The sequence below is a fragment of the Formosa sp. Hel1_33_131 genome, assembly GCF_001735745.1.
Classification (GTDB): Bacteria; Bacteroidota; Bacteroidia; order Flavobacteriales; family Flavobacteriaceae; genus Hel1-33-131.
Map to the genome: position 1 here is coordinate 1,448,745 of NZ_CP017260.1, position 25,021 is coordinate 1,473,765.

General features: G+C 38.3%; 25 protein-coding genes. 16 read left to right on the plus strand and 9 right to left on the minus strand.

Annotated features, from left to right (window positions below; translation table 11 throughout):
• Positions 1-7 precede the first annotated feature (7 nt).
• From hemH to FORMB_RS06630, 7 genes are all read left to right on the plus strand, one after another.
• A complete protein-coding gene (hemH, locus tag FORMB_RS06600; protein WP_069676702.1) occupies positions 8-1,024 on the plus strand; it encodes a ferrochelatase in 1,017 nt (338 codons plus the stop codon).
• A gap of 10 nt (positions 1,025-1,034) precedes the next feature.
• Positions 1,035-2,384, plus strand: a complete 1,350-nt coding sequence (locus FORMB_RS06605) for an MATE family efflux transporter (protein ID WP_069676703.1) — start codon at positions 1,035-1,037, stop codon at positions 2,382-2,384.
• A 2-nt stretch (positions 2,385-2,386) separates the two neighbouring features.
• Positions 2,387-2,923 (plus strand): CopD family protein, encoded by a 537-nt coding sequence (locus FORMB_RS06610; protein WP_069676704.1) that lies wholly within the window; start codon positions 2,387-2,389, stop codon positions 2,921-2,923.
• A 53-nt stretch (positions 2,924-2,976) separates the two neighbouring features.
• On the plus strand, positions 2,977-4,443 hold the full coding sequence (locus tag FORMB_RS06615) for a sensor histidine kinase (protein WP_231925521.1): 1,467 nt from the start codon (positions 2,977-2,979) through the stop codon (positions 4,441-4,443).
• Positions 4,433-5,215, plus strand: a complete 783-nt coding sequence (locus tag FORMB_RS06620; RefSeq protein ID WP_069676705.1) for an enoyl-CoA hydratase/isomerase family protein — start codon at positions 4,433-4,435, stop codon at positions 5,213-5,215. Before FORMB_RS06615 ends, FORMB_RS06620 begins: the two co-directional genes overlap by 11 nt.
• A 134-nt stretch (positions 5,216-5,349) precedes the next feature.
• Entirely contained in the window at positions 5,350-5,616 is a 267-nt protein-coding gene (locus FORMB_RS06625; protein WP_157498087.1) for a type II toxin-antitoxin system RelE/ParE family toxin, read from the plus strand.
• 72 nt (positions 5,617-5,688) lie between these two features.
• Positions 5,689-5,988, plus strand: a complete 300-nt coding sequence (locus FORMB_RS06630) for a helix-turn-helix domain-containing protein (RefSeq protein WP_069676706.1) — start codon at positions 5,689-5,691, stop codon at positions 5,986-5,988.
• A gap of 112 nt (positions 5,989-6,100) precedes the next feature.
• Here the strand turns inward: FORMB_RS06630 and FORMB_RS06635 are convergent, their stop codons facing one another.
• The 4 genes from FORMB_RS06635 to FORMB_RS06650 form a co-directional block, all read right to left on the minus strand.
• Positions 6,101-6,376 (minus strand): FoF1 ATP synthase subunit delta/epsilon, encoded by a 276-nt coding sequence (locus FORMB_RS06635; protein WP_069676707.1) that lies wholly within the window; start codon positions 6,374-6,376, stop codon positions 6,101-6,103.
• Positions 6,377-6,386: 10 nt separating this feature from the next.
• Positions 6,387-7,895, minus strand: coding sequence for a F0F1 ATP synthase subunit beta (gene atpD, locus FORMB_RS06640; protein ID WP_069676708.1), 1,509 nt, complete (start codon positions 7,893-7,895; stop codon positions 6,387-6,389).
• 177 nt (positions 7,896-8,072) lie between these two features.
• Positions 8,073-9,599: a G-D-S-L family lipolytic protein gene (locus FORMB_RS06645; protein ID WP_069676709.1), complete on the minus strand. Its 1,527-nt coding sequence runs from the start codon at positions 9,597-9,599 to the stop codon at positions 8,073-8,075.
• A gap of 11 nt (positions 9,600-9,610) precedes the next feature.
• Complete coding sequence (locus FORMB_RS06650; protein WP_069676710.1) at positions 9,611-12,391, minus strand: TonB-dependent receptor; 2,781 nt, start codon at positions 12,389-12,391, stop codon at positions 9,611-9,613.
• 328 nt (positions 12,392-12,719) lie between these two features.
• Between FORMB_RS06650 and FORMB_RS06655 the strand changes: the two genes are divergently transcribed.
• Positions 12,720-13,178 (plus strand): hypothetical protein, encoded by a 459-nt coding sequence (locus FORMB_RS06655; protein ID WP_069676711.1) that lies wholly within the window; start codon positions 12,720-12,722, stop codon positions 13,176-13,178.
• A complete protein-coding gene (locus FORMB_RS06660) occupies positions 13,175-13,366 on the plus strand; it encodes a helix-turn-helix transcriptional regulator (protein ID WP_069676712.1) in 192 nt (63 codons plus the stop codon). Before FORMB_RS06655 ends, FORMB_RS06660 begins: the two co-directional genes overlap by 4 nt.
• Before the next feature lie 11 nt (positions 13,367-13,377).
• On the opposite strand, the gene glmS is transcribed toward FORMB_RS06660, so the two are convergent.
• Genes glmS through FORMB_RS06675 form a run of 3 tightly spaced genes read right to left on the minus strand, consistent with a single transcriptional unit; the run spans position 13,378 to position 17,739 of the window.
• Positions 13,378-15,225 carry a glutamine--fructose-6-phosphate transaminase (isomerizing) gene (gene glmS, locus FORMB_RS06665; RefSeq protein ID WP_069676713.1) on the minus strand — a complete coding sequence of 616 codons (1,848 nt, stop codon included), beginning with the start codon at positions 15,223-15,225 and terminating at the stop codon, positions 13,378-13,380.
• Between the two features lie 5 nt (positions 15,226-15,230).
• Positions 15,231-16,919 carry a DUF4270 domain-containing protein gene (locus FORMB_RS06670; protein WP_083243922.1) on the minus strand — a complete coding sequence of 563 codons (1,689 nt, stop codon included), beginning with the start codon at positions 16,917-16,919 and terminating at the stop codon, positions 15,231-15,233.
• 1 nt (position 16,920) lies between these two features.
• The gene (locus FORMB_RS06675) at positions 16,921-17,739 is read right to left on the minus strand and encodes a glycogen/starch synthase (protein WP_069676715.1); all 819 of its coding nucleotides are present in this window, start codon (positions 17,737-17,739) and stop codon (positions 16,921-16,923) included.
• A 107-nt stretch (positions 17,740-17,846) separates the two neighbouring features.
• On the opposite strand from FORMB_RS06675, the gene panC reads away from it, so the two are divergent.
• The 5 genes from panC to radA are packed head-to-tail and all read left to right on the plus strand — an operon-like array spanning position 17,847 to position 22,605.
• On the plus strand, positions 17,847-18,698 hold the full coding sequence (gene panC / locus FORMB_RS06680) for a pantoate--beta-alanine ligase (RefSeq protein ID WP_069676716.1): 852 nt from the start codon (positions 17,847-17,849) through the stop codon (positions 18,696-18,698).
• 15 nt (positions 18,699-18,713) lie between these two features.
• A complete protein-coding gene (panD, locus tag FORMB_RS06685; protein WP_069676717.1) occupies positions 18,714-19,064 on the plus strand; it encodes an aspartate 1-decarboxylase in 351 nt (116 codons plus the stop codon).
• A 4-nt stretch (positions 19,065-19,068) separates the two neighbouring features.
• Positions 19,069-20,040 (plus strand): lysylphosphatidylglycerol synthase transmembrane domain-containing protein, encoded by a 972-nt coding sequence (locus FORMB_RS06690; RefSeq protein WP_069676718.1) that lies wholly within the window; start codon positions 19,069-19,071, stop codon positions 20,038-20,040.
• Positions 20,041-20,098: 58 nt separating this feature from the next.
• A complete protein-coding gene (locus FORMB_RS06695; protein ID WP_069676719.1) occupies positions 20,099-21,244 on the plus strand; it encodes an alpha/beta hydrolase in 1,146 nt (381 codons plus the stop codon).
• Positions 21,244-22,605 carry a DNA repair protein RadA gene (gene radA, locus FORMB_RS06700; protein WP_069676720.1) on the plus strand — a complete coding sequence of 454 codons (1,362 nt, stop codon included), beginning with the start codon at positions 21,244-21,246 and terminating at the stop codon, positions 22,603-22,605. Before FORMB_RS06695 ends, radA begins: the two co-directional genes overlap by 1 nt.
• A gap of 127 nt (positions 22,606-22,732) precedes the next feature.
• Here radA and FORMB_RS06705 read toward each other — a convergent pair whose 3' ends face one another.
• A complete protein-coding gene (locus FORMB_RS06705; RefSeq protein WP_069676721.1) occupies positions 22,733-23,143 on the minus strand; it encodes a BrxA/BrxB family bacilliredoxin in 411 nt (136 codons plus the stop codon).
• Between the two features lie 176 nt (positions 23,144-23,319).
• On the opposite strand from FORMB_RS06705, the gene FORMB_RS06710 reads away from it, so the two are divergent.
• Entirely contained in the window at positions 23,320-24,045 is a 726-nt protein-coding gene (locus FORMB_RS06710; RefSeq protein WP_069676722.1) for a TerB family tellurite resistance protein, read from the plus strand.
• A 26-nt stretch (positions 24,046-24,071) separates the two neighbouring features.
• A complete protein-coding gene (locus FORMB_RS06715) occupies positions 24,072-24,893 on the plus strand; it encodes a ZIP family metal transporter (protein ID WP_069676723.1) in 822 nt (273 codons plus the stop codon).
• On the opposite strand, the gene FORMB_RS12825 is transcribed toward FORMB_RS06715, so the two are convergent.
• Positions 24,890-25,021, minus strand: a complete 132-nt coding sequence (locus tag FORMB_RS12825) for a FeoB-associated Cys-rich membrane protein (RefSeq protein ID WP_083243923.1) — start codon at positions 25,019-25,021, stop codon at positions 24,890-24,892. The two genes, FORMB_RS06715 and FORMB_RS12825, sit on opposite strands and share 4 nt — an antisense overlap.

Consider the following 25,021-nt stretch of genomic DNA (forward strand, 5'->3'; position numbering starts at 1 on the left):
CCAAAATATGAAAGGCGTTTTATTAGTCAACCTCGGGTCTCCAGACAGCCCCACCCCAAAAGATGTAAAAAAATATTTAGGCGAATTTTTGATGGACGAACGCGTGATCGATGTCCCCTTATGGGCGCGAACGCTTTTAGTCAAAGGAATCATCTTAAATACCCGTCCGAAAATTTCGGCAAAAGCGTATAAAAAAATATGGTGGGAAGAAGGTTCTCCACTCATTGTTTTATCAGAGCGTTTAGAAAATAAACTAAAACAAGAAGTCGAATTGCCCACAGCGCTCGCCATGCGTTATGGCAAGATGACCATTAAAAATGGACTTCAAAAACTAGTCGATCAAGGGGTTGATGAGGTTTTAATCATTCCTTTATATCCACAATTTGCGATGGCCACGACCGAAACAATTTTGGTGCTTGCCAAGGAATTAAGAGATGCTCATTTTCCGCAATTGACGCTCTCTGATTTACCGCCATTTTATAACAATCCAGAGTATATTAAAGTCCTGTCCAATACAATTAAAGAATCTTTAAAAGGAAAAACGTACGAACATTTATTATTTTCCTACCACGGAATTCCAGAACGTCACATTCGTAAAAGTGACATTACTAAGTCACATTGTAAGATTGACAAGTCATGTTGTGTGACACCTTCTGAAGCACATGCGTATTGCTATAAACATCAATGTCTCGAAGTGACTCGTTTGGTGGGCGAAGAATTAGGACTTGAGGATGCCGTGTATTCTACTTCGTTTCAATCGCGTTTAGGGTTTGACCCATGGTTACAACCTTATACCGATCGAACGATTGAACGTTTAGGGAAAGAAGGCACAAAATCGATGGCCATTGCAACGCCCGCTTTTGTGAGTGATTGCCTTGAGACGCTTGAAGAAATTGCCATGGAAGGGGAAGAAATTTTTCATGAAGTTGGAGGGAAAGATTTCACAACCATTCCCTGTTTGAATGACGATCCGGCTTGGGTGTCACTTCTTGCGAAATGGGTCACAGAATGGTCTTCAAAATAATTTAGATTGCATGCATAAATCCACTTCACAAGACTTTGGTACTGAAACCATTGGTAAATTATTAATCAAACAGGCGGTTCCGGCATCAATCGGAATTTTAGTCATGTCGCTTAATATTTTAGTGGATACTATTTTTGTGGGGCATTGGATTGGTTCGCAAGCCATTGCTGCCATTAATGTGGTGTTGCCTGTTTCGTTTTTTATTGCCGCCTTAGGGATGTCAATTGGGATTGGCGGCTCCTCTATTATTTCGAGAGCCCTCGGGGCAAAGGAGGTTCCAAAAGCTTTTAAAACATTTGGGAATCAAATCACAATGACACTCGTGTTGACGGTTGTACTTGTGTTTTTTGGATTGTTTTATATTGATAATCTTATTCCAGCCTTTGGTGGCAAGGGGACCATTTTTGAACCTGCAAAAATATACTATAGAATTGTACTCTACGGCGTTCCTTTTCTAGCACTTTCTATGATGGGGAATACGGTGATCAGAGCCGAAGGGAAACCCAAATTTGCGATGTATGCCATGATGATTCCATCGGTGTCAAACTTATTAATGGATGTTCTTTTTATAAACGTTCTGGATTTGGGGATGATGGGTGCTGCCTGGGCGACGACGGGTTCCTATGTGCTTTGTTTTGCATTTATTTTTTGGTTTTTTAGTTCTAAGAATTCTGAAATGAAAATTTCATGGCCGCATTTCAAATTACAAAAATCGATTGTGTCTGAAATTAGTAATTTAGGATTGGTCACGCTATCGCGACAAGCGATTGTAAGTGTTACCTATTTGTTGATGAACAATATTTTATTCGATTTTGGTGGTGAAACTTCGGTGACTTCCTACGCAATTGTATCTCGAATGTTGATGTTTGCATTGTTTCCAATTTTTGGAATTACACAGGGATTTGTACCCATTGCGGGCTACAACTACGGGGCACATAATTATGATCGGGTCAAACAAACCATTCGAATTGCGATTATATATTCAATAGCGATGGCCTCTCTAATTTTTGTGCTGTTGATTGGATTTCCAGAACTGATTACACGGATGTTTACGACGGATCCGTTGGTGATCGAAAAAACACCTACGGCGATGCGTTGGGTGTTTGCAGCCACTCCTATTATAGCAATTCAACTGATTGGGTCCGCCTATTTTCAGGCCGTAGGAAAAGCAGTACCGGCACTGTTATTGACGCTTTCTCGACAAGGATTTTTCTTTATTCCTCTTATTTTTATACTTCCTTTATGGTATGGCGAACTCGGGGTTTGGATGGCGTTTCCAGTTTCAGACGTACTTTCTACTCTAGTCACCGCCGTTATTTTATATAAAGAAGTCAAGACGAAATTAATCTCAAAAACATAATTATGGATTTTTACAACTACATTAAATCGCTTCATTTGATTTTTGTAATCACATGGTTTGCAGGATTGTTCTACATTCCTCGTATTTTTATATACCACATTGAAGCGTCTCAAAAGGCATCTCCAGAAAAAGAAATATTAGCGACTCAATTAAAAATAATGGCCAAACGCTTGTGGTATATTATTACTTGGCCGTCTGCGATTCTGGCGATTCTATTTGGAATCTGGCTTTTAGCCTTAGCACCTCACTGGTTTGAGCAGTCTTGGATGCATGCCAAATTAGGATTTGTAGTGTTACTTATTGTGTATCACATCAAAACCCACCTTATTTTTAAGCAGCTTCAAAACGATCAAATTAACTATACTTCCAATTTTATGCGGATTTGGAATGAAGGCGCGACACTCATTCTTTTCGCCGTTGTATTTTTAGTGATATTAAAAAGCACACTTGATATGGCTTATGGAATGTTGGGGCTTGTTGGACTGGCGATTCTTTTGATGTTGGGCATTAAATTATACAAACGCAGACGTTCTGAGTAATCATTATGTGTTGGACTCGTTTTTTTTTCTATATTTAACAAAAGTCTATTTTTATGGCCAAACGTAAGTTGTCTTTAAGCTCTCGTATTTTTATTTACATGATCATGTTGGTCGTACTCGCATCTATCCTTATTGCAGGGGTGACCATCTATCAATATAGTGAGCAGTCTCAGGATTACCACCGTTTGCGTTTGGAACGTAAGGAAGCTCAACTTATTTCGAGTATAAATTATGTTTTAAAAGAAACGACTTGGGAAGTTAAAACAGAGAATTTGCCCCTAATTTTTAAAGACAAAATATACGAGATTGCGAATATTCACAATGTCAATTTTAACCTCTACGATTTAAAGGGTGACTTGGTTAAAATGTCGAAACCTAATTTTGAAAACAATACGATTGAGACCCAGTTGTCCATCGATATTTTAGACAAGCTCAATCAAAGTGTGTCCAAACGATTTGTTGAAAAAATCAAACGCTTTGGAGAGGACTATCGCTCTTCGTATATGATATTTACAGATAACAACGCTAAACCGTTGGGTGTACTGAACGTCCCTTATTTTGATGACGATTCTTTAAATTATGGAGAGCTTAAGACGTTTTTAATCCGATTGAGTTATGCGTATATCATCATGATTTTAGTCGCTATAGCCTTCGCGTATTTTGTATCTAAATACATTACAAAATCACTTCAAACGATTCGAGAAAAAATGAAGGGGACCCGTTTACAGAAGCGCAACCAAAAAATTGAGCTCAAAGGGGCGAGCTTAGAAGTTTCTGCTTTGGTAGAATCTTATAATAGTATGATTGATGAGTTGGAAGACAGTGTCAAAAAATTAGCCACCAGCGAACGGGAACAAGCGTGGCGTGAAATGGCAAAACAAGTGGCTCATGAAATCAAAAACCCATTGACGCCCATGCGTTTAAGTGTGCAAAGCTTTCAGCGCAAATTTGATCCACAAGATCCAGACATTCACAAAAAAGTAGATGAATATACAAAAACCTTGATCCAACAAATAGATACCATGAGCTCGATAGCGTCGGCTTTTTCCGATTTTGCTAAAATGCCAGCTCAAAAACTTGAAGTTTTAAACGTGGTTGAAGTTGTCGAGTTGTCCCTAGATATTTTTCCGGTAAGTGACATTAAATTCATTTCAAATGAATCTGAAATTATTGCTAATTTTGACCGTTCTCAACTGATTCGAATTATTACGAATTTAGTAAAGAATGCAGTTCAATCCATTCCGGAGGGCCGTGCGCCTCAAATTAGTGTCCACCTATTTTCTGACGACACGGACGTTGTAATCAAAGTCAAAGACAATGGCGCTGGGATTACAAAAGCAATTGAAGACCGAATTTTTGAGCCCAAGTTCACCACCAAAACAAGTGGGATGGGCCTGGGCTTGCCAATGATAAAAAACATGATCGATACGTATAACGGCAGTATTACTTTCTCTTCTATTATAGATGAAGGAAGTCAATTTACGGTGCGTTTTCCTAAATATTTTCAAGATGAATTATAATACAATTTTAAACGATTTTAGTAATGGAATTACAACCATTACCATCAACAGACCTACAAAATTAAACGCGTTAAACAAAGCTACTATTTTTGAACTGCACACCGCTTTTAAGGCTGCTGAATCTGATGTTGACACCAAAGTCATCATCCTTACGGGCAGTGGCGAAAAGGCGTTTGTAGCTGGGGCGGACATCAGCGAGTTTGCTGACTTTGATGGAGAAGAGGGGCGTGCACTGTCCAAAGAAGGTCAGGATTTGTTGTTTGATGTGGTTGAAAATTTATCAACGCCAGTAATTGCGGCGGTTAATGGATTTTCGCTTGGTGGTGGATTGGAGTTGGCCATGTCTGCACACTTCCGATTGGCCAGTACAAACGCGCGTATGGGCTTGCCAGAAGTGTCTTTAGGATTGATTCCGGGGTATGGTGGAACGCAACGCTTGACACAGTTGATAGGGAAGGGGCGCGCCATGGAATTGATTATGACGGCGAGTATGATTGATGCGGAAAAAGCACTTGCTTATGGTTTGGTGAATTATGTGGTTCCTCAGGAAGAGTTATTGCCAAAATGTTATGCCTTAGCAGATAAAATTAAATCTAATTCTTCTTTAGCAATCAGTGCTGCCATCAAAGCGGTCAATGCGAATTATACAGATGGAATGAATGGGTATGACGTCGAAATCTCTGAATTTGGAAAGTGTTTTGAAACTGAAGATTTTGAAGAAGGAACGACTGCTTTTTTGGAAAAACGAAAATCTAAGTTTACGGGGAGGTAAAACACAACAAAATGGTTTAAGGTGAGGCTTAAACGACTCTAGTACAGACTCAAACAACTTTAAGTGTATTGTGTTTTAATTAAAAAGACACTTTAAAATTTGGAAAAAGTTATCTTTTAAGTTAACTTTGTGCCATGGTTAGGGAAATAATATTCTTTGAAACACACTTTATTGAATTTTATCAAAAACAAAACGCAAAAGTAAAGGGAAAAATTCAGTATGTTTTTGAACTACTTAAACAAGTAGATCGAGTACCTGAAAAATTTCTCAAACACTTGACAGGTTCAAACGGACTCTATGAAATCCGTATTGATTACCAGTCAAATATTTACCGAATATTTTGCTGTTTTGACCAAGGTAAATTAGTAGTGCTTTTTAACGGTTTTCAAAAGAAAACTTAAAAAACACCAAAAAAGAACTTGACAAGGCTAAAAAATTGATGACCTCATATTTTGAACATAAAGACAACAGAAATGGATAAATACAAAAACATTACAAACTACGAAGAACTGATTGAGGTTGAACACGGCAAAATTGGAACTGAAAACAGAAATAAATATGAAGAAAATGCACACATGTTTATTATTTCAGAAATGTTAAAGAATGCCCGTAAAGAAGCGAAAATGACGCAAGAACAACTAGCTGATAAAGCGGGTACAAAAAAAAGCTATATCTCCAAATTAGAAAATGCAAAAGGAAATATTCAGCTTTCTACCTTAATCCGAATTTTCGAACACGGGTTAAACAAACGCATTGGATTAACATTTCTTTAAAAAAACTAACGACTGCCCAACCGCGTATATAGTTAATAACCCAAAGATTTTGGGAATAAAAAAAGCCCAAACATACGTCTGGGCTTTTCAATTTTATTCAATCAAGACTTTGTTAATCGGCTAAGATTATAATTTTATTAGCGTTCATTTCAATAGCGCCAGAATCAATGGCAAACCAATAGCCTTTTCCCTTTTGCTCAAATTGTGTTTTGTTAGAATCATCGAGGGTAATGTCTCCTGCGATTTTTACATGTCCTTCTTTAAGGATCGACACAATAGCGGCGTGATTATTTAGCATTTCAAAATCACCATTCACACCAGGGACAGAGACACTGTCTACATGGCCTTTGAATATGGTTGCTTCTGGAGTTACAATTTCTAAATACATAGTTTATTTTTTAGGCTTCAGCTAACATTTTGTCACCAGCTTCAATCGCTTCTTCAATGGTTCCTTTTAGGTTAAAGGCTGCTTCTGGAAGGCGATCTAACTCCCCATCCATAATCATATTAAATCCTTTGATGGTTTCTTTAATATCAACCAACACACCTTTCAGGCCTGTAAATTGTTCAGCAACGTGGAACGGTTGCGATAAGAAACGTTGTACACGACGTGCGCGTCCAACAGCTAATTTATCTTCTTCTGATAATTCTTCCATTCCAAGAATGGCAATAATATCTTGTAGTTCTTTATAACGTTGTAACAACTCTTTAACGCGTTGTGCACAGTCATAATGCTCATCACCTAAAATATCGGCTGTCAAAATTCTTGATGTAGAATCCAAAGGATCTACCGCTGGGTAAATTCCAAGTTCAGCAATTTTACGAGACAATACGGTTGTTGCATCTAAGTGAGCAAAGGTTGTTGCTGGTGCAGGATCTGTTAAATCATCTGCAGGTACGTAAACCGCTTGTACAGATGTAATAGATCCTTTTTTAGTTGAAGTAATACGTTCTTGCATCGCACCCATTTCGGTTGCTAATGTTGGTTGGTATCCTACGGCAGAAGGCATACGTCCTAGAAGTGCAGACACTTCTGAACCTGCTTGTGTGAATCGGAAAATATTATCCACAAAGAATAACACATCTTTTCCTTGGCCATCTCCAGCACCATCACGAAAGTATTCCGCAATTGTCAATCCAGATAAAGCAACACGTGCACGTGCTCCCGGTGGCTCATTCATTTGTCCAAATACAAAGGTTGCTTTGGATTCTTTCATGATTGATTTATCAACCTTTTGAAGGTCCCATCCGCCTTCTTCCATGGAGTGCATAAAATCATCTCCATATTTTATAATACCAGATTCGAGCATTTCACGAAGTAAATCATTTCCTTCACGAGTACGCTCTCCTACGCCGGCAAATACCGAAAGACCTCCATGGCCTTTGGCGATATTATTAATTAATTCTTGTATCAATACTGTTTTACCGACACCAGCACCACCAAATAATCCAATTTTACCCCCTTTTGCATAAGGCTCAATTAAATCGATGACTTTGATTCCTGTAAATAAAACTTCAGTAGAGGTCGAAAGTTCTTCAAATTTTGGTGCTTGTCTGTGGATTGGTAATCCAGCAGTGCCTGCTTTTGGTAAGTTTCCTAAACCGTCAATGGCATCTCCAATCACATTAAATAAACGACCGTAAACGTCTTCACCAACAGGCACCTGAATTGGTGCGCCAGTGGCGTTGACTTCAGTTCCACGACTCAATCCATCTGAAGAATCCATAGCGATGGTTCGCACAGAATTTTCACCAATATGAGATTGAACTTCAAGAACCAAAATAGACCCATCAGGTCTGTTGATTTCTAAGGAATCGTAAATTTTTGGAAGATCTGCTCCAGATGCGAATTCGACATCGATCACTGGACCTACAATTTGAGCAACTTTACCTGTAACTTTTGACATTACTTTTATGATTTTTTATTTTTAGCTAAAATGATGCGAAAAACATCGGTTTTCGCGCTGCAAAGATAGGAGATTTAATTTAAACTAAAAGTTGTTTTTGCAGCTTTTTTATGCATAAAAAAACGCCTCCATCCGAAGGTTCGGAATGAAGGCGTTTTTAATGTTTTTAATGTTTTGTTATTGCAACATCGGGGAGTAATTAGTAGGATACGTTCCTATATTTACTAGGTTCCCAGAAGCTTCAAAATTAGAACCATAAGTTGCATCAGCTGCTCTTAAATAGCAATTTGCTAAAGCGGCATAACCACGTGCTGTCATATGAATTCCGTCTAAACTAATAGCGCCGCCAGTTACTAAGTTTGCTGTCAAAACGAAGTCTCCTTCAGACCATCCAGTTGAAGTTGCTTGATCTAAAATCATTTTTAGATCTACAATTCCCAGTCCAGCACCAGTTCTAACAGTTTCAATAGACATATTATAAGCGTCTGTTGCTGTTTGTATGTTAGTGATTTCTTGAGGTGTTAAAACCAACTCATCTCCCATAGGGACAGCGACTCCAGTTCCTAAAGGAATCAAGGTTGAAGCAGTCAGTAAAATTAAATCCTCTGAAGTTGCTTGTCTCATGCTTACTAATGCAGGATTAATAGCTGTTAAGTCCGTAAGGTATTCATCCATGATTACAAGCGCATTACCCTCACCTTCAGTAAAAGTAATCGTTCTTTTTGCGATTTCCATGTCTGCATCTTCTTGGGTTACAACATTAACGCTGACCAGATAACCAAATGCAGCTGCAACTCCTGCGTTGTAAGCACCATAAGCACCAGCGCTATTCAAAACACCTGCTGTGGCAGCATCTAAAGGAACTGGGTTATGAGGTACAGTATTAAAGAACGGCACTTTAGTGACGTCAGGAACGTTTGTGACCACGCCTTTAGCACCATTTGCTGTTAATTGAGAAACCATCAATCCAAAGATCTGACCAAATGCAGCCGGATCTGTAATATCGTTGCCTCCATAAGATGCAACATCAGGATTTCCTGTTTGATCTACACCAGTACCGCCAGAAAGAGCATAACTTAAAACGTCATTTCCACCCATTAATGAAAGTGTGAAAAATGATGGGTTTTGAGCCAAAGCATCTCCCAAAACAGTCGCGTTTGGACTCGAAGCCATTCTTGCAAAATAAGGGTTAGCCAATCCTAGTGGAACTCCAGCAAGATTTCCATATCCAGGAGCTAATAAGTGAAAACTTTTTGCACCCGGTACGCCCATGTTATTAAAAGGTCCAGTTAGTATAATGCCCGCTTCTGTTGTTGGTGTTGCACCTAAACGCTCAGGTGTAGCTCCGTTAAAGAATAATCTTGGTTCTGCTATTTGAGTTCCTCCTAAGAGCAATCCACCAATATTATCGCTTACTAAAGGTTGAGTGAATGCTCCACCTCCTGCTTTAGCAAATTCTTTTGATAAGATATTAGGGTACGAATTTTCTTGTCCTGCTTTAAATACGGCTCCGTCTGTATATCCAGCCGTAAACGAAGGGCCTACAGCGACATAATTAGATAAATCTAAGTCCCCAGCAGTTAATGCTATTGGTGTCTCTGTTTCTACGGTTTCTCCATTAGCTTCAAGCACGTCTTCTACGTCATTACAGGCCGTAAATCCAAGAACTACCGTACTAAGTAATAAATATTTAATATGTTTCATAATTTTGATTATTAGTTGTTAATAGTCCATGATAAGAAGTAAATCGATCCAATGTTTCCAGTTCCGAATGCCGTATTGTATTCAGTTCCTAATAAATTGGTAGCACCTGCTTTGAACGTTGACTTTATACTTGGTACAGAGTAGTTGATTTGTGCATCCACAGTATGAAATTGTTCTACGACACCATTTCCAAAAGAAGCTTCCCAGAAATAATCATCGCTAAATCTGTAAGAGACATTAAATCCAAAGTTTTCAAATAAGGCTGTATTTCCAAAAGAGGCCTTGAATTTGTGTTCTGGTGTATTAAAGTTTGTATTGAAATCAGGAAAGTTTTTATCTTCATCCAATTTAGCATAGGTATAACTACCGCTTAAATCGAAATCACTAAACACTTTTGTTGACAATCCAATAGAAGCACCATACGATTTAATCTCCGCTCTTGAGTTTGTATACGCACTATAGGCTGTATAATCGCCATTGGCAATAGAAGCAACTGAAAGTCCGCCATCACCAGCAACACCATATAAAGGTGCTACTACAATTTCTGTAGAAATAAAGTCCTTGTATGTATTATGGTAAGCACTGAAATCAACAATTAAATTGTCAAATTTACCACGGTACCCTACTTCGAAAGCTGTTACTTGTTCTGGTTTTACGACATCTGGATTTGCAACTACTAAATCAGCTGGATTTCCAGTGACTCCTAACATTCCAACTGAACTCGCAGTATAAGAACTGTTATAAGCAGCAGATCCGGTTTGTGTGATCGTACTAGGTTGTCCAAAAGCAGCTTGTCCTGTTTGAGAAACATTAAACACATTAGAATAACGCTCCAAGTTGTTTGGTGCAGACCCTACAAGTAAGGCACGCCCCGCATCAAGACCAATAAATAAATCTTGTGTTGTTGGGTTTCTAAAACCTGTTTGTGCAGAGGCTCTAAAGTTGTGGTTTCTGTTGACAGTTACACCCGCAGATAATCTAGGTGAAAAGAAGCCATCGAAAAATTCTGATTTGTCATAACGCACAGATCCTGTTAATTTTAATTTTGCGTCAGCGCTCAATTCTAGCTCTTTTTGGATTTGTGTATAAGCTCCAAATTCAGAGTAGTTGATAGCACCGTCATAATCTGTATAAATAGTTCCTGAAGAATTTAAGCTGTATTGTCTAAATGATCCACCAACTTGAATGTCAACAACATCAGTTAAATGCGCAAAATTATAGTTACCATCTGCATGGTAGTATTTAGATGCATCTTGAAATTTAGATCCTGTAGTTAGGTCAGGATCGTTGATACTTGTATTGTAAGCACTTTGAAATCCAGCAGAACCTGGTAAAAAGCGACCGGTATCGGCAACAGCTCTTGCATTGGCATGTGCTTGTGCATCTGTAGCACCGCCTAAAGTAGACTGTACATACGTTCCTGCATATTCACCAAACCATGTTTTATCGTCTTTCCATGCTCTGTTGATGTTAATCCCTGTAAAGACCATATCGTAAGAATCACCAGCGTCATCCGAAACAACATATCCTCTTACATAGAAGTTATCGTTCTTAACTTCTAATTTATGCTGTTCTTGAAAAAAGTTGTTAATCGCATATCGGTTGATTCCTTGGTATATTGTAGAACCTGTTCCTACTTTTCCAATGTATGAGATTTCAAAGTCATTTTCAAAAGGTCTGTAATACAGTCCCCAGTCAGCTTTGATACTTTCTGCATTGTAATTTGTCAAATCTCTTTCGTTGTAACCTGTTCTACTCACTGCTACGTTTGGAACCAAAGCATTAGCGCCTGCAGGCAATACGCCCAAAGCTTCTAGTGCTACAGCAACTTCTTTAATCCCTGTAGAGACTTCATCTCCATAAACATTAATTCCGTTATAATTTAAGTTGGTTGCTCTTGTGCCACCAATCATATCACTATCAACTTCGCTTGTTGCAGCCCAGTCGGTTCCTTTCAGCCATCCAAAGTTAACTTTGGCAGCAAACTTATTGCTAAATTTGTGAGCCATTCGGATTCCGAAATCGGTGTAAGTGTTGTCGCCAGCGGCTTCTTGAGAAGTCATTCCTCTTTTTAAGCTTGTACTGATTCCATCAGTATCAAAAGGATTTTTACTGGTCATAAATAAGACACCGTTAAAAGCATTTGCTCCATAAAGTGCAGAGGATGCTCCAGGCAGTAATTCTACGCTTTGTACATCGGTTTCAATCATACCCACTAAGTTTCCGATTGGGAAGTTAAGTGCTGGAGTTGAATTGTCCATTCCATCAACGAGCTGCATAAAACGAGTGTTTGCAAAGGTTGCAAATCCACGTGTGTTTACAGATTTAAATGTTAAACTGTTGGTGTTCACATCTACGCCTTTTAAGTTTTCTAAACCACCGTAAAAATCAGCAGATGCAGAAGTCTTAATATCTTTAATCCCAAAACGCTCCACTGTTACAGGAGATTCAAAAATACGTTCTGGAGTTCGAGATGCAGAAACAATAACTTCGTCAAGGAAACTTCCTTCATTTAAAGTGATTGCTAATGTTTCATTGTTTTTTGTAATTTCTTGCGAAAGTGTTTCAAAACCTACACTACTCACTTGAATTGAGAAAGGAGGGTTCTGGCTAACGGTTAACGTAAAGTTACCATCAAAGTCAGTAACGACTCCTGTAGAAGTTCCAACTACAATAATGTTGGCACCTGGTAATGGTAATCCACTGGCATCGTTGACAGTTCCTTTCACTGTTGTTTGTGCAAAAGATGCAACACAGAAAAGTAAGACAAAAGTCTTTAAAATTGTTTTCATAAATTAAATTGTTTAAAATCTTAAATGGTTATAGTAATATCAAATTTAAGTATAAATATTAAACAATTCTTAAATTTCGATACAAATATTATTAATCACACTCTTGGATAATCTCTATACAAATCTCTTTTATATTATATTTATCTGAAAACCAATAATTTAACAAACTATCTTGATGGTTACGCTCAACTTTCATGATATAATTCTGTGGAGAGGTTGTTCTTAATCCTTTAAATGACTTTAATTTCAACTACATAAAAAATGTAAAGTATTTTTGTCATTATGTAAAAAATACTTTACATTTGAAGAAAATTAAAATAGACATAGTATGAATTATTTATTTAGTAATAAGTTTAAGAAAGTTAGTGGTTGGGTGTTTTACTTATCGTTACCTGTCGGATTATTTTTGATGTTAACAGAAAGAATACAAGATATTTTTGTTGTTAATGTTTTTTCAATTTTTTCACATGAATGGGTTGGGTCAGAACCAACAGGTTTTGGGTGGATAGAAAATGGTTTAGGAGATGAAGTTTTTACTTTGTTAATTATTATCTCCGGATTAGTAAACTCTTTTTGTAGAGAAAAAATAGAAGATGAATTAATTTCTAGGACTAGATTAGAAAGTTTGTCCTTATCTCTTTTTATTAGTTTTGGTTTAATAATTGTGTCTACTTTTTTAGTGTATAGTATTAACTATATGTATGTATTAGTATCCAATTTATTTTTAATAATTCTGTTATTTAATCTAATATTTAAATTCAGACTGTCCAAACACTATAACTCATGAAAAACAATTTAAAGTTATATCGAACAAAATCTGGATATACACAAGAAGATATTTCAAAAAAAATAGGAGTTTCTAGACAAACAATTAATTCCATTGAAAATAACAGATTTCATCCTTCAATACTATTGTGTTTGAAACTTTCTAAGGAACTAGAATGTAAAGTAGATGATTTATTTAGTTTAGAATAAATACCTCAACATTACTCCACTGTCACAGACTTCGCAAGATTTCTGGGTTGATCTACATTTCTGTCCAACATCACAGCGATATGATACGATAACAATTGTAAAGGAATGGTCGTCAGAAGTGGAGAAAGCAACTCTAAAGTTTCCGGAACTTCAATCACATGGTCTGCAATATCTCTAACTTGTGTGTCCCCTTTAGTGACGACAGCAATAATCTTCCCTTTTCTAGATTTGATTTCTTGAATGTTACTCACCACTTTTTCGTAATGTCCATATTTGGTCGCAATGACTGCGATGGGCATATTTTCATCTATAAGTGCGATGGGTCCGTGCTTCATTTCTGCTGCTGGATACCCTTCGGCATGAATGTAAGATATTTCTTTAAGTTTCAAAGCGCCTTCTAGTGCGACAGGGAAATTAAACCCTCGACCCAAGTATAAAAAGTTTTTAGCATCTTTATAGATAGCCGCAATTTCTTTGGCGAGTGCATCTGATTTAAGGGTTGCTGCTACTTTTTCTGGGATGGTCTCTAATTCTACGAGGTGTCTTCTAAAGTCCGTGTTAGACATGGTGCCTTTGGCTTTTGCCAATCGCAATGCAATCAGTGTAAGCACTGTAATTTGTGTGGTAAATGCTTTGGTAGAAGCCACTCCAATTTCGGGTCCTGCATGGGTATAAGCCCCAGCATGGGTTTCTCTTGAAATTGAGGATCCCACCACATTACAGACTCCAAATACAAACGCACCTTTTTCTTTAGCGAGTTTGATGGCGGCAAGGGTATCGGCTGTTTCTCCAGATTGAGAAATAGCGATAACCACATCATTTTCGTTAATCACAGGATTTCGGTATCGAAATTCTGAAGCATATTCAACCTCCACAGGGATGCGTACCAAGTCTTCAATAATATATTCTGCAACTAATCCGGCATGCCAAGACGTTCCACAGGCGATAATAATAATACGGTTGGCGTTCAAAAACTTGCCCATATTATCTTCTACACCTGCCATTTTGATGATGCCTTCGTCTATTAATAATCGACCTCTATAAGTATCTTTAATGGCGTTTGGTTGCTCAAAAATTTCTTTTAGCATAAAATGATCATAACCGCCTTTTTCAATTTGCTCAAGATTTATTTTCAGTTCTTGAACGTAGGGGCTGACGATTCTGTCGTCTTTAATATTCCGTACATTTAATGGCTTGTGCAATCTAATGACCGCCATTTCTTCGTCCTCTAAATAGACGGCATTGTTGGTGTACTCTATAAAAGGAGAGGCGTCACTCGCAATAAAAAATTCATTTTCGCCAACACCAATTGCAAGTGGGCTTCCTAAGCGCGCCACTACAATTTCATTTGGTTTTTTGATGTCAAACACCGCAATTGCGTAAGCACCAACCACTTGGTTGAGTGCGACTTGCACAGCTTTTCCAAGTTTTAAATCGCTATTTTTTTGAATGTCTTCAATCAGGTTTACTAAAACTTCTGTATCTGTATCTGATGAAAATTTGTAACCTCTTTTAATGAGTTCCTCTTTAAGAGTCGCATAGTTTTCGATAATCCCATTATGGATGATCACTAAATCTCCAGAATTAGAAAAATGAGGATGTGAATTGACATCGTTTGGAACGCCGTGGGTTGCCCAACGGGTGTGTCCAATTCCTAAACTACCAACTGGATTGATTTGTTCAGAAACTTTAGCCTCTAAATCGGCGACTTTCCCTTTGGTCTTTGAGAGTTTAATTTCAGAACCATCATAAAGTGCAATTCCGGCACTGTCGTAACCTCTATATTCTAAACGTTGAAGTCCTTTTAGTATTACTGGATAGGCGTCTCGATGGCCAATGTATCCTACAATTCCACACATATATTTTAGTTACTAGGTTCGGTTCTTGGTTCGGTATAATAAATATTAAGTTTTACTCTTTTGGCGACATTTGGAGAGTTACTTCCGTGTAGAACAACACTTTTGGGAGATAAAACAGTTCCTGTAGGAACGCCTTCTATAGTTGTAATATCTAAACCAATACCTACATCAATACTCGTTTGAAACCCTCTTGGGGAGGCTGACCCTACATTGGAAGAAACAACAAGACCAAGCTTCACATTTGTAGAATCGTCAATAATGATGTTATTCAAATGCTCTGTCAGTCTAATTTTATATTTCTTTTGTTCCGTACCATCCGCACTTGTTTCGGTGCTTAAAGGCACCAAATGTGTGAATTTAGAATCCGCCGAAGCCGTATTGACTGTTTGATCTAAAAAGAAATCAGTCATAGGAATATTATTATCTAAATCATAAAGATAGACTCTGTTAGGATGATCCGTATTTAGTTGGGTTTCATCGATATAAAATTCTAAATAAGCTTCGTTGATCAAGCGCTTTACGGATACCAAGCCGTTGTTGTCCACTTCTCTAAACTCATTCAGTTGGTCCTCTTCAGAGTTTCCAGCTTCGTCTGCAAACAATTCAACAATAGCCATAGAGCCTTCGCCGCCTTTTAAATAAAGGTAATCATCACCTTCTGCATCTGTAGTGGTATCATCGATAATATTGGTTACGGAAGCATTAAAGGTATTGTCAAAAATATTCACGCGATTCCCTGTGAAATTCATTTCATATTCGCCTTGAGATGTAATGGTTGAGGTCTCCCCATTTACGGTAACAGTTTCCTCGTAGGTGTAATAGATGGTTACACTTGCATCCGTCGAAGAAAAGTCCAATTGCATTAGGTTTCCACCCATCGGAGTAATAGACTCTGCCTTAAAGTAGAGGCCTCTAAAATACTCGTAAAAATTACTGGAGCTACTCAGGACTTCATCCTCTTCTTTTGAAAAGATCAAGTCGTCCCAAAATGCTGCAATAGGATTTGAGTTTTGACCAGTGGGACTGAATAAGTGCACTCTTAAGCTTGGTTGTAACGTAGATGCGACTTCAAAAACGTCAGTTTCCTCATTATCTTCCCACAAATCTATAGAATCTGCACTTGGAAAATAGCTGTTATCTTGATAAATTAATTGCCCTTCAAGATCGGTGGTTCCCATTAGTTCACCTTGAGCCAAAGTTCCGTTGGAATAATAATTTTGAGGCGCATCTAAGTCTGCGTTCGGATCAAACGTTCTTAGGTAATAATTGTTTTTAAAAATTGATAGTTTAATGGGATCGCTTCCATATAAATAATCAAGTGTATAAGTCATTGTCTCAGTATCTATAGTGCTTTTGTAAGGAACGGTTAAGACCACAGAGTCTAAAATAGTATCGTCTCCAAAATCAGGCGCAAAGGTTTTAGGTGTTAGTTGCCCTACAAAATCAACTTTTGAATCTCCAAATACAGGATCGTAATAGTAGCCCAAAAGGTTTTCAGAGAGGCCATTGGACTGAAATGGCTTCATTTTTTTATTGTAAGTTTTTACAGGATATGTACCGTTTTTAATTTCAAAATCGGGCGTTCCCACAATTCCGGTTCCAATTTCAGAAAACTCATTGTCACAAGCCTGAATCATAAAAATCAGAGATAAACAACAAACGGATTTAAACAATACGGAGTTTAGGTTTTTCATATTAAGGGACTAGTTTTAAGATTTGTGTATTGTAAAATTCAGTGTAAGCCTCTGCAAAAGCTTCAGGGTATTGGTAGTCCAAAACAGGTTTTTCACAATCAGCAAGGTAATCGTCTAATTCTTTTGGGAGGTCTTGAGACCCTCTTATCAATCCATCTGAAAAATCAACTGCGACTTTCATTAAGTTAGTATAGGAAGGTGTTTTTAACTTGTTGATGTGTGTATCCTCAATTTCATCAAACTTAATTTTGTCAACCATGCCCATATTAAGCGTCTTGTCAAAACTCTGGTTATATATAGAGGTTACAATTTTACTTTCTTTGAAAAGCGGTTCGTCTTTATAGTATTGCTTCAAATATAATGGCAATAAAGAGGCCAGCCACCCATGCACATGAATAATGTCGGGAGCCCAATTTAATTTCTTTACAGTTTCTATAACCCCTTTAGCAAAAAATATAGCACGTTCATCATTGTCATCAAATAATTCACCGTTTTCATCGGTAAACGTTGCTTTACGTCTAAAATACTCTTCGTTATCAATAAAATATACTTGAATGCGTTCCTTTGGAATCGAAGCTACTTTTATGATTAAAGGCATGTCTAAATCATTAATCACTAAGTTGATTCCCGACAAGCGAATCACCTCATGTAACTGATGCCTTCTCTCGTTGATATTCCCATAACGCGGCATGAATATTCGTATCTGCCCCCCTTGTTTATTCACCATTCTAGGCGCTTCAAACGACATGGAGGAAATCTCCGTTTCAGGTAAATAGGGTACAACCTCGGACGAAACGTATAATATTCTCTTATCTTTCATAAGTTTTATGGTTTTAGCGTTTATCAACAAAAAACACGCAAAAATACAAAATTTTATGCAGATTAACAGTAATACCTTAAGTTTGCACGTTGTTAAATATTTACTAAATGCGAGTTTACACATCTAAAGCCGAGTTGCGCACCTTCATTAGCAAGGAAAAAAACACTGCTTTTTCATTGGGATTTGTGCCAACGATGGGCGCACTCCACGTGGGGCATCTGTCTTTAGTGAAAGCTGCTTTGGCTGAAAACACGCTGGTGGTTGTCAGTATTTTTGTAAACCCCACCCAGTTTGACAATCCAAATGATTTAAGCTCATATCCACGTACGTTGACCGAAGATGTTCAGTTATTAGAAACACTTTCTGAAACACAGATTTTAGTCTATGCCCCAACCGTTAGCGATGTCTATGGATCTGAAATGAACGCCGATCATTTTGATTTTGGAGGTCTGGAATTTGAAATGGAAGGTAAATTTAGAACTGGCCATTTTGATGGGGTTGGAACCATTGTAAAACATCTGTTTGAAATTGTAAAACCCAACTTTGCTTATTTTGGTGAAAAAGATTTTCAGCAATTACAAATTATCAAAAAGATGGTTGAGATTACCAAGCTCCCAGTCACAATCACTGGCTGTCCAATTGAGCGTGAGTCCAATGGACTCGCTATGAGTTCACGAAACAGCCGTTTGTCTGCCGAAGAAATAGAAAAATCAGGCTTAATTTATAAAACGCTCCAAACCGTTAAAGAAAAATTTCAATCCGAAAACCATACAGTTATTTCCGATTGGGTAAGCACTCAATTTAGCAACCACCCTTTATTTGAGTTGGAATATTTTCAGATTTCAGAGAGTGAAAACTTAGCGCCCATTCAACAAAAAAATCAAACTAAAATATACCGCGCATTTATTGCAGTTTTTGCAGGAGATGTCCGATTAATTGACAATATCGCTTTAAATTAATTACCTTTGACAACTATGCAAATACAAGTCGTAAAATCTAAAATTCATCGTGTAAAAGTAACAGGGGCAGACCTTGATTATATTGGCAGCATTACCATTGATGAAGACTTAATGGATGCCGCAAATATTATTCAAGGCGAAAAAATCCAAGTGGTTAACAATAACAACGGCGAACGCCTAGACACCTACGTGATTCCTGGCCCTCGAAACTCAGGTGAAATTACGCTTAATGGTGCTGCGGCACATAAAGTCTCTATAGGCGATGTCCTGATTTTAATCACCTATGCGTTTATGGATGTGGAAGCCGCTAAAATATTCAAGCCGTCTTTAGTGTTTCCGAATGAAGCCAATAACCTTTTAAACTAATTTCTTGAACGAGAAACTCAAATCAGCTCTTAAAATTAGCCTTCCGCTTTTGCTAGGAGGGGTGTTGGTTTGGTATTCATTGTCTAAAATTTCGATTCCTGTATTGTTAGGGTATTTTAAAAATGCCGATTATTTCTGGATTGGGCTAGGAGTTTTTTTTGGACTGCTAAGTCATTTATCGCGCGCCTACCGTTGGAAATTCATCATTGAACCCATGGGTTACACCTTGCGTTTTCCAAACAGTATCATGGCGGTTTTTACAACCTATATTGTAAATTACACCATTCCAAGAGCTGGCGAAGTTTCACGAGCGACCATTTTAACGAATTATGAAGGCGTTCCTTTTGAGAAAGGATTTGGAACCATCATTGCCGAACGCGTCGCCGATTTAGCAGTCATGCTTTGTATTATCAGTATAAGTTTAATATTGGAGTTTGATATCATTTACAATTATCTAGTTACCGCGATTGACCCTACCAAACTGATTGTTTTAGCCCTCGTTGGAATCTTAACACTCGTTCTCGGATATCAGCTTTTTAAAAAATCAAATCATCCTTTTGTTTTAAAAATTAAAACCCTCTTGTCAGGTCTTGTTGAGGGGATTACAAGCATTTTGAAAATGAAAAAGAAATGGGCCTTTATTTTTCATACACTATTCATTTGGGGCATGTACGTACTAATGTTTTATATCACCTCTTTTTCTATCGTCGAAACAAGTCAGCTTCCGTTTTCTGCGATTCTCATTGGTTTTATTTTTGCAAGTTTCAGCATTGCAGCAACCAATGGCGGAATTGGGTCCTATCCACTCGCTATTTTTGCAGCCTTCTCTATGTTCAACATTCCTGAAGATTCGAGTATTGCATTTGGATGGGTTATGTGGACTTCACAAACCGTAATGATCATCGTATTAGGAGGTGCCTCGCTCCTCTTTTTACCGATCTACAACAGACTTTATCCAAAACAAACTTCGGAATAATATATTTCGTTTTCGGTTATTTTCTTAACTTGGCAACACAAATATTTAACTTGTTTATATGAAATTTTTTGTCCTCTCAGCCTTCCTATGTTTTAATCTAACCCTAGCTCAGACGGTTTATGAATCGATGGAATCCGAATCCTTAGGAACCTCACGCGAATTAAAAATACAACTTCCACGGAACTACGAAGAAAACACTGAAAAACACTATCCCTTAATTGTTGTTTTTGATGGGGACTACCTTTTTGAAGTCGTGGCTGGAAATGTAGATTATTATTCCTATTGGGAAGACATGCCGGAAGCCATTGTGGTAGGGGTGAATCAAGACGATTCAAGATCAGAAGATTGTAATATTTCAGTAGAAGATTACTCTCCTTCCAAAACAGGAGCTCAATTTTATGATTTTATTGAAAACGAACTCCTTACTTTTATGAGTGAAAATTACCGCAGTCTCAACTTCCGAGTCGCTGTAGGGCACGGTAAAACGGCAAATTTCATGAATCACTTTTTGTTTAATACCCGCCCTATTTTTAATGCGTTTGTTGCTTTGAGTCCGAGCTTGTCTCCTAATATGGAAGAAAATCTCACAAGAAGACTCGGTCTTGAAAGTGATTCCAAAACGTTTTATTACCTATCGACGGCTGCTTTAGATATCAAGCGAAATAAGAAAGAAATTGAGGCACTTCACACCAAGATTTCTGCTTTAGAAAACAAAAACCTCCTCTATGCATTTGACAATTTTGACGACGCAAATCATTATTCACTTGCAGCCCAATCCATTCCAAAAGCGTTACAAAGTATATTTTTAGTATTTCAACCGATTAGCAAGGCGGAGTATAAGGAACACATCTTAACTTTAGAGACCTCGCCTGTAGATTATCTCCTTGAAAAATATGATACGATCGAAACCTTATTTGGTATCGAAAAGCAAATACTCATAAATGATTTTAGAGCCATTGCAGCAGCCATCCAAAAAACAAAACAATTTGATTACTATAAAGACTTAGGGAAAATTGCTAGAGATCAGCGCCCCAATACGGTTTTAGGAAGCTTCTTTATGGCGCGGTATTTTGAAGAAATTGGGAAGCCAGAAAAAGCAATGGACATCTATAGATCGGCCTACACTCTTGAAGAGGTTGAAGGCTACACAAAAGATGAAATGCTTGAAAGAGCAGATGAAATTAAACAAGAATTCGGACTCTAATGGCTAAAGTAAAAACCACCTTTTTTTGTCAGAGCTGTGGGGCTCAATCTGCCAAATGGCAAGGACAATGTACCTCCTGTAAATCTTGGAATACGATTGTAGAAGAATTGGTTCAGAAACCCGATAAAAAAGATTGGAAAACGGGGAATCAAAGCGCCCCAAACCGGGTCTCGAAACCTTTAAAAATCTCTGAAATTGACACTACCAAAACCGTTCGAATGGATACGGCTGATGGGGAGTTAAATCGCGTTTTAGGAGGCGGGATTGTCCCTGGGTCTCTCACCCTTTTGGGAGGAGAGCCGGGCATAGGAAAAAGCACACTGATGCTTCAAGTATCTTTAAAACTACCCTATAAAACGCTGTACGTTTCAGGGGAAGAAAGTCAAAAACAAATCAAATTACGTGCAGAACGCATTCAACCACTGAATGATACTTGCTACATTTTAACCGAAACAAAAACTCAACTTATATTCAAACAAATTGAAGCACTTCAACCCGATGTGGTGATTATTGATTCGATTCAAACTTTACAAAGTGATTACCTTGAAGCTTCTGCTGGAAGCGTATCTCAAATAAAAGAATGCACAACGGAGCTCATTAAATTTGCAAAAGAAACAGCAACGCCTGTTATTTTAATAGGACACATCACCAAAGACGGTTCTATTGCAGGACCAAAAATATTAGAGCATATGGTAGATACCGTGCTTCAGTTTGAAGGCGATAGAAATCATGTGTTTAGAATTTTAAGAGCCCACAAAAACCGTTTTGGATCCACCCACGAATTGGGGATTTATGAAATGCTAGGAACAGGCTTGCGGGAAGTTACCAATCCCTCAGAAATTCTCATTTCCAAAAAAGACGAAGCCTTATCAGGCAACGCTATTGCGGTTACACTCGAAGGAGTTCGCCCCTTACTCATTGAAGTTCAAGCACTGGTCAGTACCGCGGTTTATGGAACCCCACAACGCAGTGCAACAGGTTTTAACGCCAAACGTCTCAATATGTTGTTGGCAGTTTTAGAAAAACGTGCCGGCTTTAGACTCGGCGCAAAAGATGTATTTTTAAATATTACAGGAGGTATTAATGTGGACGATCCCGCGATAGATTTAGCAGTGGTCGCAGCCATTTTATCGTCTAATGACGATGAGGCCTTGGCCAAGAATTTTTGTTTTGCCGGTGAAGTTGGTTTGTCTGGAGAAATCCGACCTGTTCAGCGTGTGGACCAACGAATTTTAGAAGCTGAAAAATTAGGCTTTGAAATTATATTTGTTTCAAAACACAATAAAATAGGACTTAAAAACACCGCAATCAAAGTTCAGCTGCTCACCAAAATCGAGGACCTGGTTCAGATTATAGGCTAGTTGAAACCAAAAAAAGCTGTCAAAAAAAGTTTTTCTTTGTCAATCTGAACCTGCCTACCGTCAGGCAGGGTCAGATTGACAGATCTTTTACTTTTCTAGACAGACTCTTGTGAAATACCGATTGCGATTAACAGTGCTCGTTATACGCATCCATTAAGTTTTCTGCAATCAATTCTGCAGGGCGTCCTTCGATATGATGACGCTCAAGCATGTGCACCAATTCACCATCTTTAAACAAGGCCATACAAGGCGAGCTTGGAGGAAACGGAACCATATGTGCTCTCGCTTTATCAACCGCTTCTTTATCAACGCCTGCAAATACCGTAACGGATTGAACGGGACGTTTGTCATTTTCTAAACTCATGATGGCACCTGGGCGCGCGTTGGCAGCTGCACAACCACAAACGGAATTGACTACGATTAAAGTCGTGCCAGATTGTGCTAAAGCAGTGTCCACAGCTTCGGCGGTATGTAATTCTTCAAAACCTACTTGTGTTAAATGTTCACGCATGGGTTTTACTAATTCTGCTGGATACATGTGTATTTATTTTTAATTAAGGTACAAAGATACACATTTGTCGGGCAATTAGATTCATTTTTAAGAATGTCAAATGTTAAATTGACTATAAATTAGTTCAGAAATCTCAGCGGTTGTCATCGGTTACTATTCTTTTTTTGTAGGTTTGATTTTTAATTTAATTTTTACAGATATATATGGGATTTTCAAAATGGATAGGTGCTACAATTGGATGGTCATTTGGAGGGCCCATTGGGGCTATTATAGGAATGGCAGTGGGCAGTATGCTAGACGCATCTTCTAAAGGTGGCAGCGTGAGAACTCAAAATCAATCGGCAACACGCTCGGGAGATTTTGAAGTGAGTTTATTGATATTGGCATCGATTGTCATCAAAGCAGATGGAAAGCAAGACCAGCGCGAGTTGGATTTTGTCCGTGCACAGTTTGTTCAAATGTATGGGAAAGATCGCGCCAATCAGGCCTTTAATTTATTTAAAGAAATTTCCAAACAAACCAATATTTCCACGCGACAAGTCTGTTTGCAGATTCGTCAAATGATGGACCATGCCTCGCGACTTCAGCTGATTCACTTCTTGTTTGGCATTGCAAAAGCAGATGGTCATGTGGCCGATTCGGAGGTGGATGCAATTTCTCTTATCGCCTCTTATTTGGGGATCAATCCTAGAGATTTTGAGAGTATTCAAGCCATGTTTTATAAGAGTTCGGATAGTGCGTATAAAATTTTAGAACTTGACACAAATGCCACCATGTCCGAAATTAAAACGGCTTACAGAAAAATGGCCAAAAAATACCACCCCGATAAAGTCTTGCATTTAGGAAAAGAACATCAAAAAGGGGCAGAAGAAAAGTTTAGAAAGGTTCAAGAAGCTTACGAACAACTTCAAAAAGAGAAAGGGATTTAGTAACTTGCACAAAATTTCAACTATCCATGGATCAAATTATTTCCTATCTCAGTAGTATCGACCCTATTTTAGCGGCTCTGTATGCGTCATTATTTACGTGGATTGTCACGGCTTTAGGAGCGTCTCTTGTATTTTTCTTCAAAGGCATGAATCGGGGGCTTTTAGATGGGATGCTCGGTTTTACAGGCGGTGTTATGGTGGCGGCTAGTTTTTGGAGTCTATTGGCGCCAAGCATTGAAATGAGTCCTGGCGAAGGTTTTGTAAAGGTATTTCCAGCAGCAGTTGGATTTGGATTGGGGGCATTGTTTCTTTTTGGACTGGACAAGGTGCTTCCTCATTTACATATTAATTTTAAAGAAAGTGAAAAAGAAGGTGTCAAATCGCCTTGGCATCGTACGACATTATTGGTACTTGCCATCACACTTCATAACATTCCAGAAGGCTTGGCCGTTGGCGTTCTCTTTGGAGGCGTTGCTGCGGGAATTCCTGAAGCGACTATTGGCGGTGCTGTGGCATTGGCCATTGGAATTGGAATTCAAAATTTCCCAGAAGGACTGGCGGTTTCCATGCCACTCAGACGACAAGGCGTCACAAAGTTTAAAAGTTTTTGGTACGGACAATTGTCTGCCATTGTTGAACCGATCGCCGCCGTTATTGGTGCAGTGGCAGTGACCTTTTTCACTCCCATTTTACCTTATGCTTTGGCATTTGCAGCGGGGGCTATGATTTTTGTAGTCGTTGAAGAAGTGATTCCAGAAACACAGCGCGATAAATATACCGACATTGCAACTCTTGGATTTATTGGAGGGTTTATTGTGATGATGACCTTAGATGTTGCTTTAGGTTAGCATCCACAACTGCCGTTGCCACAATCACCATCCTTTTTTTTGGACTTCCAGAGCTGTTTACGGAACAGATAAGCAAGCGCCAAAATTAAAATGGAAGCGATTACAACTGTTTGAAAGGTTTCGTTCAT

Coding starts and splice junctions, on each gene's coding strand:
- FORMB_RS06635 (WP_069676707.1), bottom strand. CDS start 6,376: ATGTATTTAGAAATTGTAACTCCAGAAGCAACCATATTCAAAGGCCAT.
- FORMB_RS06660 (WP_069676712.1), top strand. CDS start 13,175: ATGAAAAACAATTTAAAGTTATATCGAACAAAATCTGGATATACACAA.
- hemH (WP_069676702.1), top strand. CDS start 8: ATGAAAGGCGTTTTATTAGTCAACCTCGGGTCTCCAGACAGCCCCACC.
- glmS (WP_069676713.1), bottom strand. CDS start 15,225: ATGTGTGGAATTGTAGGATACATTGGCCATCGAGACGCCTATCCAGTA.
- FORMB_RS06670 (WP_083243922.1), bottom strand. CDS start 16,919: ATGAAAAACCTAAACTCCGTATTGTTTAAATCCGTTTGTTGTTTATCT.
- FORMB_RS06650 (WP_069676710.1), bottom strand. CDS start 12,391: ATGAAAACAATTTTAAAGACTTTTGTCTTACTTTTCTGTGTTGCATCT.
- FORMB_RS06710 (WP_069676722.1), top strand. CDS start 23,320: ATGGGATTTTCAAAATGGATAGGTGCTACAATTGGATGGTCATTTGGA.
- FORMB_RS06695 (WP_069676719.1), top strand. CDS start 20,099: ATGAAATTTTTTGTCCTCTCAGCCTTCCTATGTTTTAATCTAACCCTA.
- FORMB_RS06705 (WP_069676721.1), bottom strand. CDS start 23,143: ATGTATCCAGCAGAATTAGTAAAACCCATGCGTGAACATTTAACACAA.
- panC (WP_069676716.1), top strand. CDS start 17,847: ATGCGAGTTTACACATCTAAAGCCGAGTTGCGCACCTTCATTAGCAAG.
- FORMB_RS06620 (WP_069676705.1), top strand. CDS start 4,433: ATGAATTATAATACAATTTTAAACGATTTTAGTAATGGAATTACAACC.
- FORMB_RS06615 (WP_231925521.1), top strand. CDS start 2,977: ATGGCCAAACGTAAGTTGTCTTTAAGCTCTCGTATTTTTATTTACATG.
- FORMB_RS06625 (WP_157498087.1), top strand. CDS start 5,350: ATGGTTAGGGAAATAATATTCTTTGAAACACACTTTATTGAATTTTAT.
- FORMB_RS06605 (WP_069676703.1), top strand. CDS start 1,035: ATGCATAAATCCACTTCACAAGACTTTGGTACTGAAACCATTGGTAAA.
- FORMB_RS12825 (WP_083243923.1), bottom strand. CDS start 25,021: ATGAACGAAACCTTTCAAACAGTTGTAATCGCTTCCATTTTAATTTTG.
- radA (WP_069676720.1), top strand. CDS start 21,244: ATGGCTAAAGTAAAAACCACCTTTTTTTGTCAGAGCTGTGGGGCTCAA.
- FORMB_RS06675 (WP_069676715.1), bottom strand. CDS start 17,739: ATGAAAGATAAGAGAATATTATACGTTTCGTCCGAGGTTGTACCCTAT.
- FORMB_RS06645 (WP_069676709.1), bottom strand. CDS start 9,599: ATGAAACATATTAAATATTTATTACTTAGTACGGTAGTTCTTGGATTT.
- panD (WP_069676717.1), top strand. CDS start 18,714: ATGCAAATACAAGTCGTAAAATCTAAAATTCATCGTGTAAAAGTAACA.
- FORMB_RS06715 (WP_069676723.1), top strand. CDS start 24,072: ATGGATCAAATTATTTCCTATCTCAGTAGTATCGACCCTATTTTAGCG.
- atpD (WP_069676708.1), bottom strand. CDS start 7,895: ATGTCAAAAGTTACAGGTAAAGTTGCTCAAATTGTAGGTCCAGTGATC.
- FORMB_RS06630 (WP_069676706.1), top strand. CDS start 5,689: ATGGATAAATACAAAAACATTACAAACTACGAAGAACTGATTGAGGTT.
- FORMB_RS06655 (WP_069676711.1), top strand. CDS start 12,720: ATGAATTATTTATTTAGTAATAAGTTTAAGAAAGTTAGTGGTTGGGTG.
- FORMB_RS06610 (WP_069676704.1), top strand. CDS start 2,387: ATGGATTTTTACAACTACATTAAATCGCTTCATTTGATTTTTGTAATC.